This is a genomic window from Klebsiella sp. 141153, from assembly GCF_032601995.1.
GTDB lineage: Bacteria > Pseudomonadota > Gammaproteobacteria > Enterobacterales > Enterobacteriaceae > Klebsiella > Klebsiella aerogenes.
Genome location: NZ_JAQIRJ010000003.1, coordinates 1 through 17,435, shown reverse-complemented (window position 1 = coordinate 17,435; position 17,435 = coordinate 1). Strand labels below are relative to the sequence as shown.

Genomic DNA, 17,435 nt, shown 5'->3' with positions numbered 1-17,435 from the left:
TCATGGCTTTTGATGATTTACGCAGCTTTTTGCAGGCGCTTGATGAGCAGGGGCAACTGCTAAAAATTAGCGAAGAGGGGAATGCCGAGCCGGATCTCGCCGCTGCCGCTAACGCCACAGGGCGCATCGGTGACGGCGCGCCAGCGCTATGGTTCGATAACATTCGCGGCTTTACCGATGCCCGTGTCGCCATGAACACCATCGGTTCCTGGCAAAACCACGCGATTTCGCTGGGGCTGCCGCCAAACACGCCGGTGAAAAAACAGATTGATGAATTTATTCGCCGCTGGGATAAATTCCCGATAACGCCGGAGCGTCGCGCTAATCCAGCGTGGGCGGAAAACACCGTTGATGGCGACGATATCAACCTGTTCGATATTCTGCCGCTGTTCCGCCTGAACGATGGCGACGGTGGTTTCTATCTCGACAAAGCCTGTGTGGTTTCTCGCGATCCGCTTGACCCGGACAACTTCGGTAAACAGAACGTCGGTATTTACCGGATGGAAGTGAAAGGCAAGCGCAAGCTGGGCCTGCAGCCGGTACCGATGCACGATATTGCGCTGCATCTGCATAAAGCGGAAGAGCGCGGTGAGGATCTGCCCATTGCCATCACCCTGGGTAACGACCCGATTATCACCCTGATGGGCGCGACGCCGCTGAAATATGACCAGTCAGAATATGAGATGGCGGGCGCGCTGCGCGAAAGCCCGTATCCGATCGCCACCGCGCCGTTGACCGGCTTTGACGTACCGTGGGGCTCGGAAGTGATCCTTGAAGGGGTGATTGAAGGGCGCAAGCGTGAAATCGAAGGGCCGTTCGGCGAGTTCACTGGCCACTACTCAGGCGGCCGCAATATGACGGTGGTGCGTATCGATAAAGTCTCTTATCGCACAAAACCGATTTTTGAATCGTTGTATCTCGGTATGCCGTGGACCGAAATCGACTATCTGATGGGCCCGGCGACCTGCGTGCCGCTGTACCAGCAGCTGAAGGCGGAGTTCCCGGAGGTGCAGGCGGTCAACGCCATGTACACCCATGGCCTGCTGGCGATTATCTCCACCAAAAAACGCTACGGTGGTTTTGCCCGCGCGGTGGGATTACGCGCGATGACTACCCCGCACGGACTCGGCTACGTGAAAATGGTCATTATGGTCGATGAAGATGTCGATCCGTTCAACCTGCCGCAGGTGATGTGGGCGCTCTCCTCGAAGGTCAACCCGGCGGGCGACCTGGTGCAGTTGCCGAACATGTCGGTACTGGAGCTCGATCCTGGTTCAAGCCCGGCGGGGATCACCGACAAATTGATTATCGACGCCACCACTCCGGTTGCGCCGGACCTTCGCGGTCACTACAGCCAGCCGGTGCAGGATTTACCGGAAACCAAAGCCTGGGCTGAAAAACTGACCGCCATGTTGGCCAACCGTAAATAAGGAGAAAAAGATGATTTGTCCACGTTGCGCTGATGAAAAGATTGAAGTGATGGCGACGTCGCCGGTAAAAGGGGTATGGATTGTTTATCAGTGCCAGCACTGCCTCTATACCTGGCGTAATACCGAACCGCTGCGTCGTACCAGCCGCGAACATTATCCGGAAGCGTTCCGCATGACGCAGAAAGATATTGATGAGGCGCCGCAGGTGCCGCACGTACCGCCGCTATTACCGGAAGATAAGCGTTAATAAAACGGGCCCGCTAAGACGGGCCTTTTTTATATTTAGCACAATTATGGAAGCTTAAATCAAGAATTCACATTAATGGAGCTACACCAGGCTTTTCAGGCGGTAGATCCACTCCAGCGCCTGACGCGGGCTCAGTGAATCCGGGTCAAGATTATCCAGCGCTTCCAGCGCCGGTGAGGTCTCTTCCGGCGCGGAGAGCAGCGACATCTGCGTACCATCAACCTGCGTGGCTGCGGCATTTGGCGAAATGCTCTCCAGCTCGCGCAGTTTCTGCCGCGCGCGTTTGATCACCTCTTTCGGCACTCCCGCCAGCGCGGCGACCGCCAGGCCATAGCTCTTGCTGGCCGCGCCGTCCTGCACGCTGTGCATAAAGGCGATGGTATCGCCGTGCTCCAGGGCATCGAGGTGCACGTTAGCCACGCCTTCCATTTTCTCCGGCAACTGGGTGAGCTCGAAGTAGTGGGTGGCGAACAGGGTCAACGCTTTGATCTTATTCGCCAGATTCTCCGCGCAGGCCCACGCCAGCGACAGACCATCGTAGGTGGACGTGCCGCGACCAATCTCGTCCATCAGCACCAGGCTGTGTTCGGTGGCGTTGTGCAGAATATTGGCGGTTTCGGTCATCTCCACCATGAAGGTGGAACGGCCGCTCGCCAGGTCATCCGCCGCGCCGACGCGGGTAAAGATGCGGTCGATAGGGCCAATTTCTACCTTCTGCGCCGGTACGTAGCTGCCGATATAGGCCAGCAGCGCAATCAGCGCGGTCTGGCGCATATAGGTACTTTTACCGCCCATGTTGGGCCCGGTGATGATCAGCATGCGGCGCTGCGGCGCCAGCTGCAGCGGGTTGGCGATAAATGGCTCTTTCAGTACCTGCTCCACCACCGGGTGACGGCCTTCGGTAATGCGAATACCGGGTTTATCGATAAAGGTCGGGCAGCAGTAGTTCAGGGTTTCCGCGCGTTCCGCGAGGTTCACCAGTACGTCCAGCTCGGCCAGCGCGCTGGCGCTGGTTTGTAAGTCGGCCAGATGCGGCAGCAGTTTTTCGAACAGGTCGTCATAGAGCTGTTTTTCCAGCGCCAGCGCCTTGCCTTTAGACGTCAGTACCTTATCTTCGTATTCCTTGAGTTCCGGAATAATGTAGCGCTCGGCGTTTTTCAGCGTCTGGCGGCGCACGTAGTGGATCGGCGCATGCTGGCTCTGGCCGCGGCTGATCTGGATGTAGTAACCGTGAACGGCATTGTAGCCGACCTTCAGGGTATCAAGGCCCAGGCGCTCGCGTTCGCGGATTTCCAGTTTGTCGAGATAATCGGTCGCGCCATCGGCCAGCGCCCGCCACTCATCCAGCTCTTCATTATAACCCGGAGCGATAACGCCGCCGTCACGCACCAGTACCGGCGGCGCGTCGATGATCGCGCGTTCCAGCAATTCGCGTAGCTCGGCGAACTCGCCCATTTTCTCGCGCAGCTGTTGCACCGGCTGACAGTCAACGTCGGCCAGCAGCTCGCGCAGCAGCGGCAGCTGCTGGAAGGCATGACGCATACGGGCTAAATCGCGCGGGCGGGCGGTACGCAGCGCCAGACGCGCCAGAATACGCTCAAGGTCGCCGACCTGACGCAGTACCGGCTGCAGCTCGGTATAGCGTTCCTGTAAGGCGCCAATCGTTTGTTGGCGTTCAACCAGCACCGCGGTATCGCGTACCGGCATATGCAGCCAGCGTTTGAGCATGCGGCTGCCCATCGGCGTGACCGTGCAGTCGAGTACCGAGGCAAGGGTGTTATCAACGCCGCCGGCGAGATTCTGGGTGATCTCCAGATTGCGACGGGTGGCGGCATCCATAATGATGCTGTCCTGCTGGCGTTCCATGGTGATGGAGCGGATGTGCGGCAGCGAGGTGCGCTGGGTATCTTTGACGTACTGTAACAGGCAGCCGGCGGCGCACAGCCCGCGCGGGGCGTTTTCGACGCCGAAGCCCACCAGATCGCGGGTGCCGAACTGCAGGTTGAGTTGCTGGCGTGCGGTGTCGATTTCGAACTCCCATAGCGGGCGACGGCGCAGGCCGCGGCGGCCTTCAATCAGGGAAGATTCGGCAAAATCTTCCGCATACAGCAGTTCCGCCGGATTGGTACGTTGTAGTTCCGCCGCCATGGTCTCGCGGTCGGCCGGTTCGCTCAGGCGAAAGCGACCGGAGCTGATATCCAGCGTCGCGTAGCCGAAGCCTTTACTGTCCTGCCAGATGGCGGCCAGCAGGTTATCCTGGCGCTCCTGCAGCAGCGCTTCATCGCTGATGGTGCCCGGCGTAACGATGCGTACCACTTTGCGTTCTACCGGCCCTTTGGTGGTGGCCGGATCGCCAATCTGTTCGCAAATCGCAACCGACTCGCCCTGGTTTACCAGTTTCGCGAGATAGTTTTCCACCGCGTGGTGGGGGATGCCGGCCATGGGAATCGGTTCGCCCGCGGAAGCGCCGCGTTTGGTCAGCGAGATATCGAGCAGCTGCGAGGCGCGTTTGGCGTCGTCATAAAACAGCTCGTAAAAGTCGCCCATCCGGTAAAACAGCAGGATCTCCGGATGCTGAGCCTTCAGCTTCAGGTACTGCTGCATCATGGGGGTATGGGCGTCTAAATTGTCGATTGTGCTCATAGGGTGTTATCCAGGTCCCTGATTTTTAATGGAGTGCGATTTTATTATTGTCGTCGTTATCGCATGAGGAAGACATGATAACGGAGATAGGCATTTGAGGGAAAGTGACGAAGTGGACGCAGCGATCCTGATTCCACTTCTCGAACGCGCGGCCATCGCTAAGCTGACCGCGCGTGACGTTCAGGGCGCCAGATAAACCTGCGGAATCGCTTTTTCCGGGTGCTGGCCGAGGCGCACATCCGCGCCGTACCAGCGGCTAATGATTTCCTGCTGGATAACCTGATGCGGGAAGAGTACCGGCTGATGGCTGAAAAACCGGAACACTCAAAAAGTGCATGGAACTGAAGCTGGGATGCTTACATATCCACCTCTGATTAATATGTTATATTTATATCAGTCATAAAGCCACTTTCCAGCTTTCGCTGATTCCGAAAACATTCTGATTGTTAAAGGTTTGCGATTTCGTTCTACATCTTCCCGTTTTAATTTAAACCACCGTGTTAGCAGTGGAGTATTTTCCCAAGGGAAATAATACGACCATTTAATTTCTGATAAATCTATATTAAATTTTTTTTCAAATTTATTCAAAGCTTCATGCAGGTCATCACCGGGAGCTTCAAATAAATCAGAATCAAGTTCTAAAGGGATTTCTTTCCAATTGCTGTCTAAATATCCGGGGATCTCTTCACGGAAAAGTGCTAATACCTCTTGTTGAATTGTATCCATCAAAAGGATGTCCATTGTATACGATCTTTAGGGCGTGCTATGAGGTTGTATTTGGCCTGAGTTTTCCTTGATACTTGGTAAATTGAATTCACAAGACCAACCCAGCCTAACCACGGAACATATCGTGCTATGACTGCGGCAAGATTATTTGTTTTTCGCATTCTTACACCAACTGGTGTTGGAACTCTAATACCAAAAGGAGTTCGTGCATTTCGTAAAAGCATTCTCCCATACCTGGAAATAACACTTGTCCCTTTGATTGCTTCTCCCGGTTTCGTTCTGGTTTTTAACCACGGTTGCCCAGCGAGGATAGCAGCACCTGATTCAATGCCAATTCCAAGTTCATCACAAAATTGCTCAAGGAAAATCACATCAAATAGTTCACCTGCTGACAGGTTCGATTGTCCGTGGTAGAAGTAGGTTCCGTTTAGTTCTTCTGTCGTATCCATTCAATCACCTGTTAGGCTGTTTGTCGTTCATTCCAGGCATCTGTGAAAATTATGTTTCCATCACAATGTTTCCAGGTGATTTTCTCGTATCTTAGCTCCACAGATTCAAGATGGTTGTTGTTCTTGTCCTCTGGGGAAGCCATCGTAGGGGAGATTGATACGATTCGAACTCCTTCAAGTAGCATATTGAAGTATTCCACTTCCTGACCAGAATCGTTGATTTTGTACCATTTAATTTCGGCAGATTTCAGGTTTTGACCAGTAGCAACTGCTTTGTATAGGTATGGGCTGGAATAGTCGAATTCTTTAACGATGATCATTGGAGAATGCTGACGAGTGCCAGTAGGTTTGCCAGTGGAATTATCAGTGGGAATGGAGAGATTATGGTGAAACCCTTTAAACTCTATACTGAACTCCCTGTCTGCAACATCACAGCCACCTTTGATTAGTGCTCCGCCATCGTCATAGAGCCACATATTACCGGGAATAGCCATGTCCTTATTTCCTTATGTTTTTATAAATCCCTGTAAATAGTTTATCTATTGAGTGAAGGTGAGTAAATAACCAATGTGTGGTTTTTTTGTTCCTCAGTTTCAACAATTTAATCACTGAAAAATGGTACTGCTGCATCATGGGGGTATGGGCGTCTAAATTGTCGATTGTGCTTATAGGGTGTTATCCAGGTCCCTGATTTTTAATGGAGTGCGATTTTGTTATTGTCGTCGTTATCGCATGAGGAAGACATGATAACGGAGATAGGCATTTGAGGGAAAGTGACGAAGTGGACGCAGCGATCCTGATTCCACTTCTCAGACGCGCGGCCCTCGCTAAGCTGGCCGCGCGTGACGTTCAGGGCGCCAGATAAACCTGCGGAATCGCTTTTTCCGGGTGCTGGCCGAGGCGCACGTCCGCGCCGTACCAGCGGCTAATGATTTCCTGCTGGATAACCTGATGCGGCGTGCCCTGCGCGACCACCTGTCCCTGGTGTAGAAGCAGAATCTGGTCGGCCCACAGGGCTGCGAGGTTGAGATCGTGCAGCACCACGCAGACATGCAGCTGGCCGGAAGCTGTCAGACGCTTGAGCAGGCGTAACAGATGTTGCTGGTAATAGAGATCCAGCGCCGAGGTGGGTTCATCCAGAAACAGCCAGCCCTGCGGCGCGCCGTTTTGCCACAGTTGGGCGAGGCAGCGGGCCAGCTGTACCCGCTGCTGCTCGCCGCCGGAAAGCGACGGATAGCGCCTGCCGCGCAAATGATCGCAGCCGGTTTCCGCCATAATATCGCGCAGAGTCTGCGGACTGGCGGTCGCTTCCCACGGCGAGCGCCCCATGGCGATAACCGTTTCCACCGTCCAGTCGGCCTGGAGTGGAGTGCGCTGCAACATCACCGCCCGGCGGCGCGAGAGCGCCTGCGGCGACCAGCGCTCCAGCGTTTTGCCGTCCATTATGCGCTCGCCGCTGTCCGGGGTAAGGAAGCCGGTTAGCAGCCGCAGCAGGGTGGATTTGCCCGCGCCGTTCGGGCCGATCAGCGCGGTCATCTCGCCGCCGCGCAGCGTCAGCGAAACCTGGTCAATCACCTGTCGTTGGCCGAGCCGCAGCGACAGACCTTGCGCCCGATAGTCTTTATCCATGGATTGGTTTCTCCCGACGAAATATCAGCCACAGGAACCACGGCGCGCCCAACAGGCTGGTTAGCAGCCCCACTGGCATCTCCGCCGGCGCGGCGACGGTGCGTGCCAGGGTATCGGCAATCAGCAGCAGAATCGCGCCCGCCAGCAGCGAGCCGGGGATGAGACCCCGGTGGTCCGCCCCCAGCCACATTCGCATCAGATGCGGCACCACCAGGCCGATAAAGCCGATGACGCCGCTTATCGCTACCGCCGCGGCGACCAGTACCGCGCTGCATAGCAACAGCAGCCGCTGCAGCGCCCGCACGTTAACGCCGAGATAGTGCGCCTCTTCATCGCCGAGTTGCAGCAGATTAAGTCGTGTTGCCATCCGCCACACCGCTATTGACGCCGGAATAATCAAGCTGGCCGCCACCAACAGCGTCGGCCATTCGGCCTGGCCCAGGCTACCCATCCCCCACAGCGACAGCTGGCGTAGCTGAGCATCGTTGCTTAGCCACGCCAGCACGCCGACCAGCGCCCCGCATAAGGCGTTGATGGCGATCCCCACCAGCAGCAGCCGCGACAGCGAACCGTCGCCTGCGCGGCTGAGGATAAAAATCACCACCATCACCGCCAGGCTGCCGATAAACGCCGCCAGCATCGGCATATACAGGGCTAACAGCGCCGGCACGCTGAGCGGCAGCACCAGCCAGCAGGCCACCGCCAGCGCCGCGCCGCTGCTGATACCCAGCAGACCTGGATCGGCGAGCGGGTTGCGAAACAGCCCCTGCATCACGCAGCCGGACAGGGCCAGCGCGGCGCCGACCAGCAGCGCCAGCAGCACTCGCGGCAGACGGATCGTCAGCCAGATATGGCGCAGGATTTCATCGCCGGAGGGTAGCAGGTTGATCAATGGCAATTGCATTGCGCCGAGGGTGGTCGCGTAGAGCGTCAATACGACCAGCAGCAGCGTCATCAACAGCAGATGGCGAACGATGGCAGGGCGCATCAGGGTGACTGCTCCGCTTTTTGCCGCAGTTCGAGGATCGCCTGCGGCGTACGCGGGCCGAAGCCGAGCAGGGCCATATCGTCGATCGCCAGTAGCTGTTTATGGCGGCCTGCCGGCGTTTGCGCCAGACCGGGCAATTTCCATAGCCCGCTTTCGCCGCCCATCCCTTTGAGGCCATCGGCGGAAATCACCACCAGATCCGCCTGGCTTGCGGCCACCCCTTCCTGCGACATCGCGCGATAATGGTCAAAACCCTGCATCGCATTTTGCAGCCCGGCGGCGCGAATCGCGCCATCGGCGGCGGTGTGCTGCCCGGCCACCATGGTATTCATCCCGCCGTGGCTGAGGATAAACAGTACCCGTTTGGCGATAGGGCGTGTGGGAAGGGCGACTATCTGCTGCCGGACCTGCTGGCGCAGCACGTCGCCAGCCGGAGTCTTACCTAACGCTTCGGCGATAACGGCGATTTTGTTATCGATAGCGGCAAGGTTATCGCCGCCCGGCACGTTGACGACCGTCACCTTATTGTCCTGCACTTTCTGCAGCACCAGCGACGGCTGCGCCTGCGCGCTGGCCAGTACCAGCTGCGGGCGTAAGGAGAGGATCCCCTCGGCGCTTAATTGCCGTAGATAACCGACGTCCGGTAGCTTTTGCGCGGCGGCAGGCCAGGTGCTGGTGCTGTCCTTCGCCACCAGCTGCTGCCCAGCGTTCAGCGCGTAGACAATTTCGGTAACGTCGCCGCCGAGGGAAATCACCCGTTCGGTGGCCGCGCTGGCGAACAGCGGCAGTGCGGCAAGCAGTATTCCCCAACGTTTCATGCCGGCTGCCCTTCCGCGCACAGACGCGCCACCTGCGTGCGCCACTGTTCTTGCTCCGGGTGACCTTCGCTGCGCTGGCCGTACAGCTGGGCGATTTGCGTACCGTCTTTGGCAAACAGTTCGACGCTGGTGACGTGACCATCGGAGGTCGGTTTACGGGTGACCCAGATTTCATCCACGCTGTCTTCGCGCAGATGTAGGGTGAAGGCGCTGTTGAAGATGTTGATCCAGCCGCGCATCGGCGCCAGCTTTTCCAGCGCGCCGGTGAAGATCTGCACGCAGCCGCGGTTGCCGACGAAGATCATGATTTCATTGCCGTCCTGGCGCACCGTTTCCAGCAGTCCCGGCAGGGCGTTATTGTCAATGCGGCAGGCCAGATCGTCGCTCACCAGGCGGAAGGCCTGCTGACGGGAAAGATTGTGTTTACGCAGCAGACCGAAGAACTGGTGCACATCGGTCATCGCGCGCCACTCGTTTTCCAGCGCCGCGGCGTCGGCGGCGTCGGCGTACTTCACGCGGTCGGCCGGGCGAATCGTCAGCGCGCCGGGCGCCGTCTCGCTGAATTTGTCTACCAGCGTTTGCCATGCCGCCATATCGGTTTGCCCGGTGGCATAGACCTTAAGCAGGGCGTCGCCGTGCGGGTCGAAGAACTGGATGCTCTGGCGGCCGTTATCGTTGAGGTGGAACACGCTCGACCACTGGCTGAGGAACAGGCGCAGGTCGAGGGCGCGGGGATTGAGCACCAGCCCGGCGTGACCGCTCAGGTGTTGATGGGTAAATTCGCCGACCTGCTCGTGTACCGCGTATTCGTTGCGGCAGATGCATTTGGTTTCGCCGACGCTCTCCAGGGCGGCGATAATCGCCCGTACGTCGTCGTGCAGACGCACGGCATCGTGACCAACGCGTGCGGCGGTTAATTCGGCTTCGCTAATTCCCATCTCTGCGGCGATGTCGCGGGCATATTTGGCGGTGGAGCGGGCTTTGGTGGCCTGGTAGCGCTGCCACAGGTCGTCGTGTGCGTTTTGCATAATCCACATCCTTCTCTACGATGAATATCCCCGGCCCGCGGGCCGGGGTGCAGGTTTGTTATTATTCGGGCGATCAGAAATCGATATTCACGCCCAGTTGCCAGGTCCTTCCGGGCATCACAGCCAGCGCTTTATCGTTGGCATCCTGATTAGTACTGGTCTCGATGTTGCGGCTGCTCAGGTAATCCCAGTATTTACGGTCGGTAATGTTGTAAACCCCGCCGTTGAGACGAACGTTCTTCGCCACCTGCCAGTAAGCGGTCCAGTCCAGCATGCCGTAGCCCGGCACGCGCATATATTCGGTGCTGGAATCGGCGATGGCGGAGCCGGTGTTGTTGTAGCTCTCGCGGCTGGTGGCGGTGGCCTGTTTGCCCTTAACAAAGGTGGCGGTCAGCGCCGTACCGTAGCGCTTAGCCGGATCGTCCCACGCCACGCCGACGATCGCTTTCATCGGCGCGACGCTGTCGAGGTCGACGTATTTATCGCCGTAGTAGCTGGATTTCGATTTCCCTTCGCTATAGCCCCAGGCGAGGGTGGCGCTCAGGCCATCCACCTGCTCAAACCAGGTGCCGAAGTTAAATTTAGTGCTGATCTCGCCGCCGTAGATATAGGCTTTATCGCGGTTTTCCGCTTGATAAATGGTGTAAATGTTCGACGGGACGTTAGTGAATTTGCCCGGATTGTTGGCGCGCGAATAACGCGTATAGGCGATAAAGTTCTTATAGCTGTTGTAGAACAGCGCGGTACGTACGGTGATGCCTTCGGTGACTTCGCCCTTGATACCCCATTCGATATTGTCGCTGGTCTCGGTTTTCAGATCGTTGTTGCCAATTAACGCGTACTGCTGGCTGCCGGCATAGCTGGAGCCCAGGTTCCACGAACCATACAGCTGGCTGGCATTCGGGAACTGCGCGCCGCGCTGGTACTGCAGATAGGTCATCAGCCGCGGCGTAATGTCGTACTGGAACGTCAGTGACGGCAGCACCTGGGTGTCGCTGTTTTTACCATACAGATTCGCCACCGACGATTCGGTGAGCACGCTGCTGTTGGCGCTAAGATCGGACAGATCTTCCGGTTTAGTGGACTGATGCGTCACGCGTACGCCGGGAATAATCGCGAAGTTGTGGCTATCGAGATCGAAGTTGATCTGATCCTGCACGTAACCGCCGAGAGTGTAGCTACGGCTGTCCGCTTCCGGCTGCATAATTTCGCTGTAGACGCTGGGGATCGGCGACTGGCTGAATGGCCGCTGGGTTTTGGTCGTGCTGGCGTTAAAACCGGCGCTCAGGTCGTGGCGGCCGATGCTTTTCGCGAGCGCGGTCTGCAGGCCCCAGGTATCGGTATCGTAGTCGGAATTGACCGTCTGCATTTTGCGGGTGACGCTATCTGGCATCCAGGTCCAGTCGTGAGCTTCGGTATGCTGGTAGTAAACCTTGGTCGAGACGCTGTCGATGTAATCGTTCATCGGCGTCCAGTCGTCTTTCAGGCTCAGCCCCCAGCGCCGCGTCTGGTTGGTTTGGTTGGCGGTGCCGATCACGCTGTTACCGCTGGAGTCCCACGAATCGAAGTGGCTGTGGTTGGTCTTGTGATAGTAGTCGAAGGTGCTGGTGAACTTATGTTCATCGTTCGGCTGCCAGATGCCGGAGGCCATAAACGCGTCAGAGTGCCAGTTTGCCGGGTAAGCGTCGACGCTGCCGCTGTTGTTCTCGGTTTCCTGGCCATCGCGGCGGCTGTAGACGAAAATGCCGCGCAGCGTTTCATCGCCGCCGGCGACGGTGACGCCGTTATGCCAGCTGCGGTCGGAAGAGTCGTAGCCGCTCTGATAGCCAAAGGCGCTGGTTTTGCCCGGGCGCAGATAGTCATCCGCCGATTTCGGGCGGAAGGAGACGTTGCCGCCGATTGAGCTGTTAGCGGTCTCGGTTGAGGTGGCGCCCGACTGAATATCCACGCTGCCGTACATATAGGGGTCGATATAATCGCGGCCAATGCCAAAGGTGTTGAGGCCGGAACGGCCAACGTAGCCGCGGCCGGTGGCGTTTGGCTGGGCAATGCCGTCAACATCGATGCCGACGCGGTTGCTTTCGAGGCCGCGGATGTTGTAGCCGGTATAGCCGCCGCGATCGAAACCGCTTTTACCGTTGCCGGAACCGCCGCTGGCGCCGGTGGCGCTGATGAGGGGTTCATAACGCATGATTGAGCCGAAGTCGTTGGCGCCTTTGTCCTGCAGTTCCTGCGCGCTCACCGAGTGCTCGTTGCCGGCTTTCAGCTGTGGGGCCGGGGCGGTCACCACCATCTGTTCCGCGCTATCCGTCGTGTTATCCTGGGTCACGGCCGCGATAGCGGCATTCTGCGCGATTGCTGCGAGCAGAGAAGTCGCCAGCAGGCTTTTCTTACACCATGCTGCTGATTGAGTCGATTTGTACATTTGTAGCCACGCCTTGATGATTATTAGTATCGGCTCACGCGTTACTTCCAGAGTGCAGGTTGGTCCGTGTTTTCCCTGGCGGACAGTGGTATTCCTGATTTAGTAATTGCGAATGGTAATGATAGGTATTATCGTTTGCAACAAAATAATCATCTATTCTGAATTTTGTTTACATTCGTGCGGAGGGGAGCAAGCCAACATGAGCCATAAAGCGATGATTACCATTCACTACTGTTCCCAATGCAACTGGATGCTGCGCGCCAGCTGGATGGCCCAGGAGCTGCTGCATACCTTTAGTACCGATATCGCTTCGGTCACGCTGGTGCCCGGTACCGGCGGCATTTTTACGGTGAGCGTCGATGAGGCGCTCATCTGGGAGCGCAAACGGGACGGCGGTTTCCCGGACGCTGCCGAGCTGAAACGGCGGGTGAGGGACGTCTGCTTCCCGGAAAAAGCGCTGGGGCACGTGGATAATGCCGGGAAGCAGGTCTAAAACGGCTGGCTGTGATTAACGTCCTAGTTCAACGTTGACCAGTACGCTTTGTCGGCGAGTGCGAATAATAGCGACTGCCTCTTCCAGTACCCCGGGGAGATCTTCCGCCAACGAAACCGTCAGCGCAGCCGCGCGGCTGGAGGCGGCGAGGGCGGCGAAATCTGGCGACGACGAAAACGCGGTGGCCGGAATAGCTTCCATTTTGGCGGCATAGCCGTCGGGATAGAGCGCTTTGGTGCCGCCCGCTACCGCTCCCCAGCCGCCATTGTTGCCAACCACCACCAGTACGGGAAGCTTCATCACTTCCGCGATGTGGTGGCACACCGCCGGATTGGCAAAGAGATAGGAGCCGTCGCCCACGGCGGCGATGATAAGCTCACCCCGCCGGGCGAGCTGCAGCCCTAAGGCGATGGGCAACGCTTCACCCAGACCGCCCGCCAGCGCTTCCTGGTAATAACTGTCCGCCTGAATCAGGCCGGCAAACTGCGGCATTGTTGTCAGTTCGGAGACGATCTTCCCCTGATGTTGGTTGGCAAGCTGACCCAGGCAATAGCTCAGCCAGGGTTTGCCAATCGCTCCTTTTTGGCCGGCGTGGAGGAGGGCTTCACGTTGGTCCTTCGCGTGTTGTATCAGGCTAAGCACATGCTTTTCACGTTCAGCCACCTGCTGTTGCTTCGCCGCCACAAGCGGCTGGAGCGCCTCTTGTAAAAGTTCGAATACCTCGTCGGTTTCTCCGGCCAGATTGATATCGGCGCGATAGCCGCGGACGGGGTAGCGGGAAAAAAGCGGATCGGGGCCGATCTGGATCACCTTACAGCTTTCGTTGCAGCGGCTTTCTTCGATGATCCACGGGGCCTGTGAGTCGATAATGATGATGACGTCGGCGGCGGAAAGCCAGCCTTTGGGATCGCTGCCGGCCAGCATAGGATTGTCGCTGCTAAGGGTGACTTCAGTACCCCAATATTCCACCACCGGAATAGCCCACTCCTTAACCAGGGTATTGAGCCGCGCAAAGCCACCAGACGTTCTTGCGCCGCGCTGGGCGAAGATGACCGGCTGTCTGGCATTGGCTATCGCATCGGCGGCGCTGGCAATATCCGCCCGCGTTGGCGCATAGCGGACCGGCTGCTGGGTGGGGGAGGCATAAAGCGCTTGTTCATCGATGGTGAACGTTTCGCATAGCGGCTCGCGGGGCAGGCTCAAATACACCGGCCCCTTTGGCAATGAACGGGCTATCGCCCATGCTCTGTCAACATGCTCGCCGACCTGATCGGCAATGCGTAATTCGAAGTCCCATTTCACCGACTCACGAATGAGCGCCGCCTGATCGCGCATCTCCTGGCCGTAGCCAATCGGCGTGTTGCGACAACCAAAGTGTGAATGCTCGCTAATCGGCGTGCGTCCGCCAAAAATCAGCACCGGAATATTGCTGTTGGCCAGATTGATGACGCCGCAGGCGGCATTGGCCAGGCCTACGTTGGTGTGAACCATGACGGCCTGCACTTTCCCGCTCCCGAGATAATAGCCGTGGGCCATGCCGATGGCGGCGTTCTCGTGGGGACATATCACCAGCTCCGGTACCTGTTGTCCCGTGGCGCGCATTTTGGCCCACGCTTCAATAACCGGGGGATAATCGGTACCCGAATTAATAAAAATATAGGCCACGTCGAGGGCCTGAAGCCGGTGCAGTAATAATTCAGCGGCCGATACAGTGATAGAAGTCATATTCTCTCCGGATTAACGCGATGTTATCGCCGTGATTAAAAGGTCAGGAAAATAAATGCGCCCATCGTAATGATGGAAGTAATAATACTTAGCGCCATGGTCGAGGCCATTTCTTGCTCGCCGGACTTATATTGCATGGCGATAATAATGGCGATCGAACCCACAGGAATCGCCATCGTTAATACCACTTGTTTTATTTGCTCCATGCTGAAACCCATTTTTAACAAAATGAGGTAGCAGGCGCCGGGCACCAGAATATTACGAGCGATGACGGTAATAATGGTGGCTGAGGTGATGACAATGCTGCGAGTATAAAGCACGATGCCTGCGGCAAACAGCGCCAGTCCGCCGGAGGCCTTACCCAGCAGCCCTAGCGACATTGATACGGTTTCAGGAATATGAATATCCATTAATACTAATATCAGCGCGACAACCGGCGACCATACCACCGGCTGCTTGATGGCGTTGATCACCCGCGTGGTAAAAGAGATATTCTGGCTTTTATCCCCCGTTGCAACGGACATCAGAATCATCACCAGCGGAAGCTGGAAGACATTTTGCGTAATACTGGAAACAGTAATTAATGAGGCGCTGACGGTGCCGAATAAAAAAGCCAGTACCGAGGTGCCAATGAAGGGAACGGCCGGCGAGCCGATGGCCAGAGCCTGTAAAGTACTGAGCGCCAGGGAGCGTTTGCCGATATAACGGGCAATAACTAAAGGAATAACAAAACTCAGAATTAGCGCAAGGATAATGGCGATGGCGACAGGGCCCATGCTCATCACGATATGCCGCGGCGTCATGACCATATTACTGAAAATACTCAGTGGTAAAGCATACAGCATTACAATTTTATTAATATCACCAGCCTGTTGCCAATTGAAGTCTTTACGTTTACCGCTGATATAGCCAATGAGAACGGTAATGATAACGGGTAATATAGCGCCAAGAATTAATAGAATTTTGTTCTGTGTCATAGTGATGTATTCTCATTATAAATTATTGTTAGAGACAGAGTGTTGAACTATAAATGTTGAGAATGATTCCCCCCTGGAAATTCGCCGCTGTTGCAATATTGATTTTCCTTGATTACTGCATTTTTGACGCAAAAAGAAGCGAGGGGGAAATGTAAAAACAATCCGTTCAATGAGTAATTGTCATGGCTATGAAAATTAAACAGATACAAGCCTTTCTGACCGTCGCCAGCGAAGGGAATATGACCCTGGCAGCGGAGAAAATGGGGATTACGCAATCCGGACTCAGCCGATTGTTGCTGTCCCTGGAAGAGGATCTGAATGCCACCTTATTTGAACGGCACAAGCATGGAATGGCGTTAAGCGAGTATGGCAGCGCGTTTTTACCCTATGCCATGACAATGTTGAACACGGAGAACAAGGCCAGAGAGGAGATGGCGCTGATCCGCGGAGCGGGCAAGGGGATTTTGAGAATCGGCTGCGTATCCAGCCTGTTAACCAGCCACTTTATTGATAAATTAGCCGCCTTTCATAAAAGCCATCCCCGGATACATATCAAAATCTTCGACCGCATTGACTCAGAGTTATTTAAACTGCTGCTGATGCATGAAATAGATATCGCCCTTTGCGGGCCCTTGCCCCACGACGATAAAATCGTGGTTCGCGGAAAAATTAACTGGCAGGACCGTATTTGTATCATTTCAAGGCCAGACCATCCGCTGCAAAAAGACAAGCGCCTGTCGCTTGCGGCGATGCTCGACTATCCGTGGATCATGCCGCCGCCGTTAAGCACGCCGATGCTTATCCTCGAAGATATTTTTCGCTCGCATCAGCTGCCCTGTCCGGTTCCGATTATCGAGTGCGCTTCATCCGCAGCGATAAAATCCTTTATCGCTGAGAGCGATCTTTTAACGTCAATGCCCGCCCCCGTCTATCGACTGGAAGAGAAGCTTGGATTGTTGCGCCCGCTGGAAGCGGAAGGCAGCGTGTTTGTCAGAGATTTCTATGCCTGGAGCCATTTTGGCGTGTTATCCGGAGCCGCGCTGCAGCTAATTCAGCATCTGAAGCAGTGAGATGCCCTGATAGATACAAAGGTGTATAATGCATGCATCTTATTGGCTTGAGGCTGTGGCATGGGTAAGCGCATCGAACGTGAAAAAAAGACTATCAGCTGTATGATTCGGCTGTATCAACGCCGCTGCCCGGACGCCCGTGACGAGGATGAACATTACCAGGCGCTCAATACCTACGCCGACAAGCGCCTGGATAAGTGCGTATTTGGCGAAGAGAAGCCGGCCTGTAAACAGTGTCCGGTACACTGCTATCAACCGGCGAAGCGGGAAGAGATGAAGCAGATCATGCGCTGGGCCGGGCCGCGGATGCTCTGGCGGCATCCGATTCTGACCATTCGTCACCTGATTGACGACAGGCGGCCGGTGCCGGAGCTGCCGGAAAAATACCGGCCGAAAAAATAGCGGCCTTTCCCCGGCTTGCGCTGCGCTTCACCGCTACCGGGGATCGCGGTTGAAGGAGCGTAGATACTGTTATCGGTTGGCAACTTTTTTAAGGGGTTTTCCCGGACGCGGCGCGTTGCGCCTTCTCCGGGCTACCAAATCGCACAGCGCTGTAGCCCCGGTAAGCGTCAGCGCCACCGGGGGTTTTGAGATCGCCAACACCGGCAGTTTCAGCCAGCATGGTGAATAAATTAAAGGCAGGCCGCACGGACCGTAGATACTGTTATCGGTTGGCAACTTTTTTAAGGGGATTTCCCGGACGCGGCGCGTTGCGCCTTCTCCGGGCTACCAAATCGCACAGCGCTGTAGCCCCGGTAAGCGGCAGCGCCACCGGGGGTTTTGAGAT

Annotated in this window: 16 protein-coding genes and 1 pseudogene; 5 read left to right on the top strand and 12 right to left on the bottom strand. The window is 56.4% G+C overall.

Translation table 11 applies throughout. From position 1 onward, the window contains the following. The first annotated feature begins 2 nt into the window (after window positions 1-2). Together PGS10_RS05955 and PGS10_RS05950 are read left to right on the top strand one after the other, a co-directional pair. Window positions 3-1,430 (top strand): non-oxidative hydroxyarylic acid decarboxylases subunit C, encoded by a 1,428-nt coding sequence (locus PGS10_RS05955; RefSeq protein WP_316422571.1) that lies wholly within the window; start codon window positions 3-5, stop codon window positions 1,428-1,430. 10 nt (window positions 1,431-1,440) lie between these two features. Beyond that, window positions 1,441-1,677, top strand: coding sequence for a non-oxidative hydroxyarylic acid decarboxylases subunit D (locus PGS10_RS05950; protein WP_047078988.1), 237 nt, complete (start codon window positions 1,441-1,443; stop codon window positions 1,675-1,677). An 81-nt stretch (window positions 1,678-1,758) separates the two neighbouring features. Here PGS10_RS05950 and mutS read toward each other — a convergent pair whose 3' ends face one another. The 10 genes and pseudogenes from mutS to PGS10_RS05900 all read right to left on the bottom strand — a co-directional run bounded on the left by mutS (window position 1,759) and on the right by PGS10_RS05900 (window position 12,383). Then, window positions 1,759-4,320 carry a DNA mismatch repair protein MutS gene (gene mutS / locus PGS10_RS05945; RefSeq protein ID WP_289578216.1) on the bottom strand — a complete coding sequence of 854 codons (2,562 nt, stop codon included), beginning with the start codon at window positions 4,318-4,320 and terminating at the stop codon, window positions 1,759-1,761. 180 nt (window positions 4,321-4,500) lie between these two features. Beyond that, window positions 4,501-4,608: pseudogene (hmuV, locus tag PGS10_RS05940) on the bottom strand (heme ABC transporter ATP-binding protein); the annotation flags it as partial. A gap of 105 nt (window positions 4,609-4,713) precedes the next feature. Next, window positions 4,714-5,061, bottom strand: coding sequence for a DUF1493 family protein (locus PGS10_RS05935; protein WP_088389772.1), 348 nt, complete (start codon window positions 5,059-5,061; stop codon window positions 4,714-4,716). Continuing rightward, window positions 5,046-5,495, bottom strand: a complete 450-nt coding sequence (locus tag PGS10_RS05930) for an STM2901 family protein (protein ID WP_072056492.1) — start codon at window positions 5,493-5,495, stop codon at window positions 5,046-5,048. Before PGS10_RS05930 ends, PGS10_RS05935 begins: the two co-directional genes overlap by 16 nt. Before the next feature lie 11 nt (window positions 5,496-5,506). Next, entirely contained in the window at window positions 5,507-5,989 is a 483-nt protein-coding gene (locus PGS10_RS05925; RefSeq protein WP_047044296.1) for an Hcp family type VI secretion system effector, read from the bottom strand. 355 nt (window positions 5,990-6,344) lie between these two features. Then, complete coding sequence (locus PGS10_RS05920; RefSeq protein WP_047078990.1) at window positions 6,345-7,124, bottom strand: heme ABC transporter ATP-binding protein; 780 nt, start codon at window positions 7,122-7,124, stop codon at window positions 6,345-6,347. Further along, window positions 7,117-8,112 carry a FecCD family ABC transporter permease gene (locus PGS10_RS05915; RefSeq protein ID WP_047044300.1) on the bottom strand — a complete coding sequence of 332 codons (996 nt, stop codon included), beginning with the start codon at window positions 8,110-8,112 and terminating at the stop codon, window positions 7,117-7,119. The genes PGS10_RS05920 and PGS10_RS05915 overlap by 8 nt, the downstream gene beginning before the upstream one ends. Next, entirely contained in the window at window positions 8,112-8,930 is an 819-nt protein-coding gene (locus PGS10_RS05910) for a heme/hemin ABC transporter substrate-binding protein (protein ID WP_063416289.1), read from the bottom strand. The genes PGS10_RS05915 and PGS10_RS05910 overlap by 1 nt, the downstream gene beginning before the upstream one ends. Next, window positions 8,927-9,958: a hemin-degrading factor gene (locus PGS10_RS05905; protein WP_315711304.1), complete on the bottom strand. Its 1,032-nt coding sequence runs from the start codon at window positions 9,956-9,958 to the stop codon at window positions 8,927-8,929. The genes PGS10_RS05910 and PGS10_RS05905 overlap by 4 nt, the downstream gene beginning before the upstream one ends. 73 nt (window positions 9,959-10,031) lie before the next feature. Then, window positions 10,032-12,383: a TonB-dependent receptor domain-containing protein gene (locus PGS10_RS05900; RefSeq protein ID WP_045388911.1), complete on the bottom strand. Its 2,352-nt coding sequence runs from the start codon at window positions 12,381-12,383 to the stop codon at window positions 10,032-10,034. A 199-nt stretch (window positions 12,384-12,582) separates the two neighbouring features. Here PGS10_RS05900 and PGS10_RS05895 point away from each other — a divergent pair, with 199 nt between their 5' ends. Beyond that, the gene (locus PGS10_RS05895; protein ID WP_015370009.1) at window positions 12,583-12,876 is read left to right on the top strand and encodes a SelT/SelW/SelH family protein; all 294 of its coding nucleotides are present in this window, start codon (window positions 12,583-12,585) and stop codon (window positions 12,874-12,876) included. Between the two features lie 15 nt (window positions 12,877-12,891). On the opposite strand, the gene PGS10_RS05890 is transcribed toward PGS10_RS05895, so the two are convergent. Together PGS10_RS05890 and PGS10_RS05885 are read right to left on the bottom strand one after the other, a co-directional pair. After that, window positions 12,892-14,601: a thiamine pyrophosphate-requiring protein gene (locus PGS10_RS05890; protein ID WP_316422568.1), complete on the bottom strand. Its 1,710-nt coding sequence runs from the start codon at window positions 14,599-14,601 to the stop codon at window positions 12,892-12,894. A gap of 35 nt (window positions 14,602-14,636) precedes the next feature. Beyond that, window positions 14,637-15,578, bottom strand: a complete 942-nt coding sequence (locus tag PGS10_RS05885) for an AEC family transporter (RefSeq protein WP_316422567.1) — start codon at window positions 15,576-15,578, stop codon at window positions 14,637-14,639. A 182-nt stretch (window positions 15,579-15,760) separates the two neighbouring features. Between PGS10_RS05885 and PGS10_RS05880 the strand changes: the two genes are divergently transcribed. Both PGS10_RS05880 and PGS10_RS05875 read left to right on the top strand, forming a co-directional pair. Further along, window positions 15,761-16,648, top strand: a complete 888-nt coding sequence (locus PGS10_RS05880) for a LysR family transcriptional regulator (RefSeq protein ID WP_045395366.1) — start codon at window positions 15,761-15,763, stop codon at window positions 16,646-16,648. Window positions 16,649-16,708: 60 nt separating this feature from the next. Beyond that, window positions 16,709-17,050, top strand: coding sequence for a nitrous oxide-stimulated promoter family protein (locus PGS10_RS05875; RefSeq protein ID WP_063416281.1), 342 nt, complete (start codon window positions 16,709-16,711; stop codon window positions 17,048-17,050). Window positions 17,051-17,435: the final 385 nt, after the last annotated feature.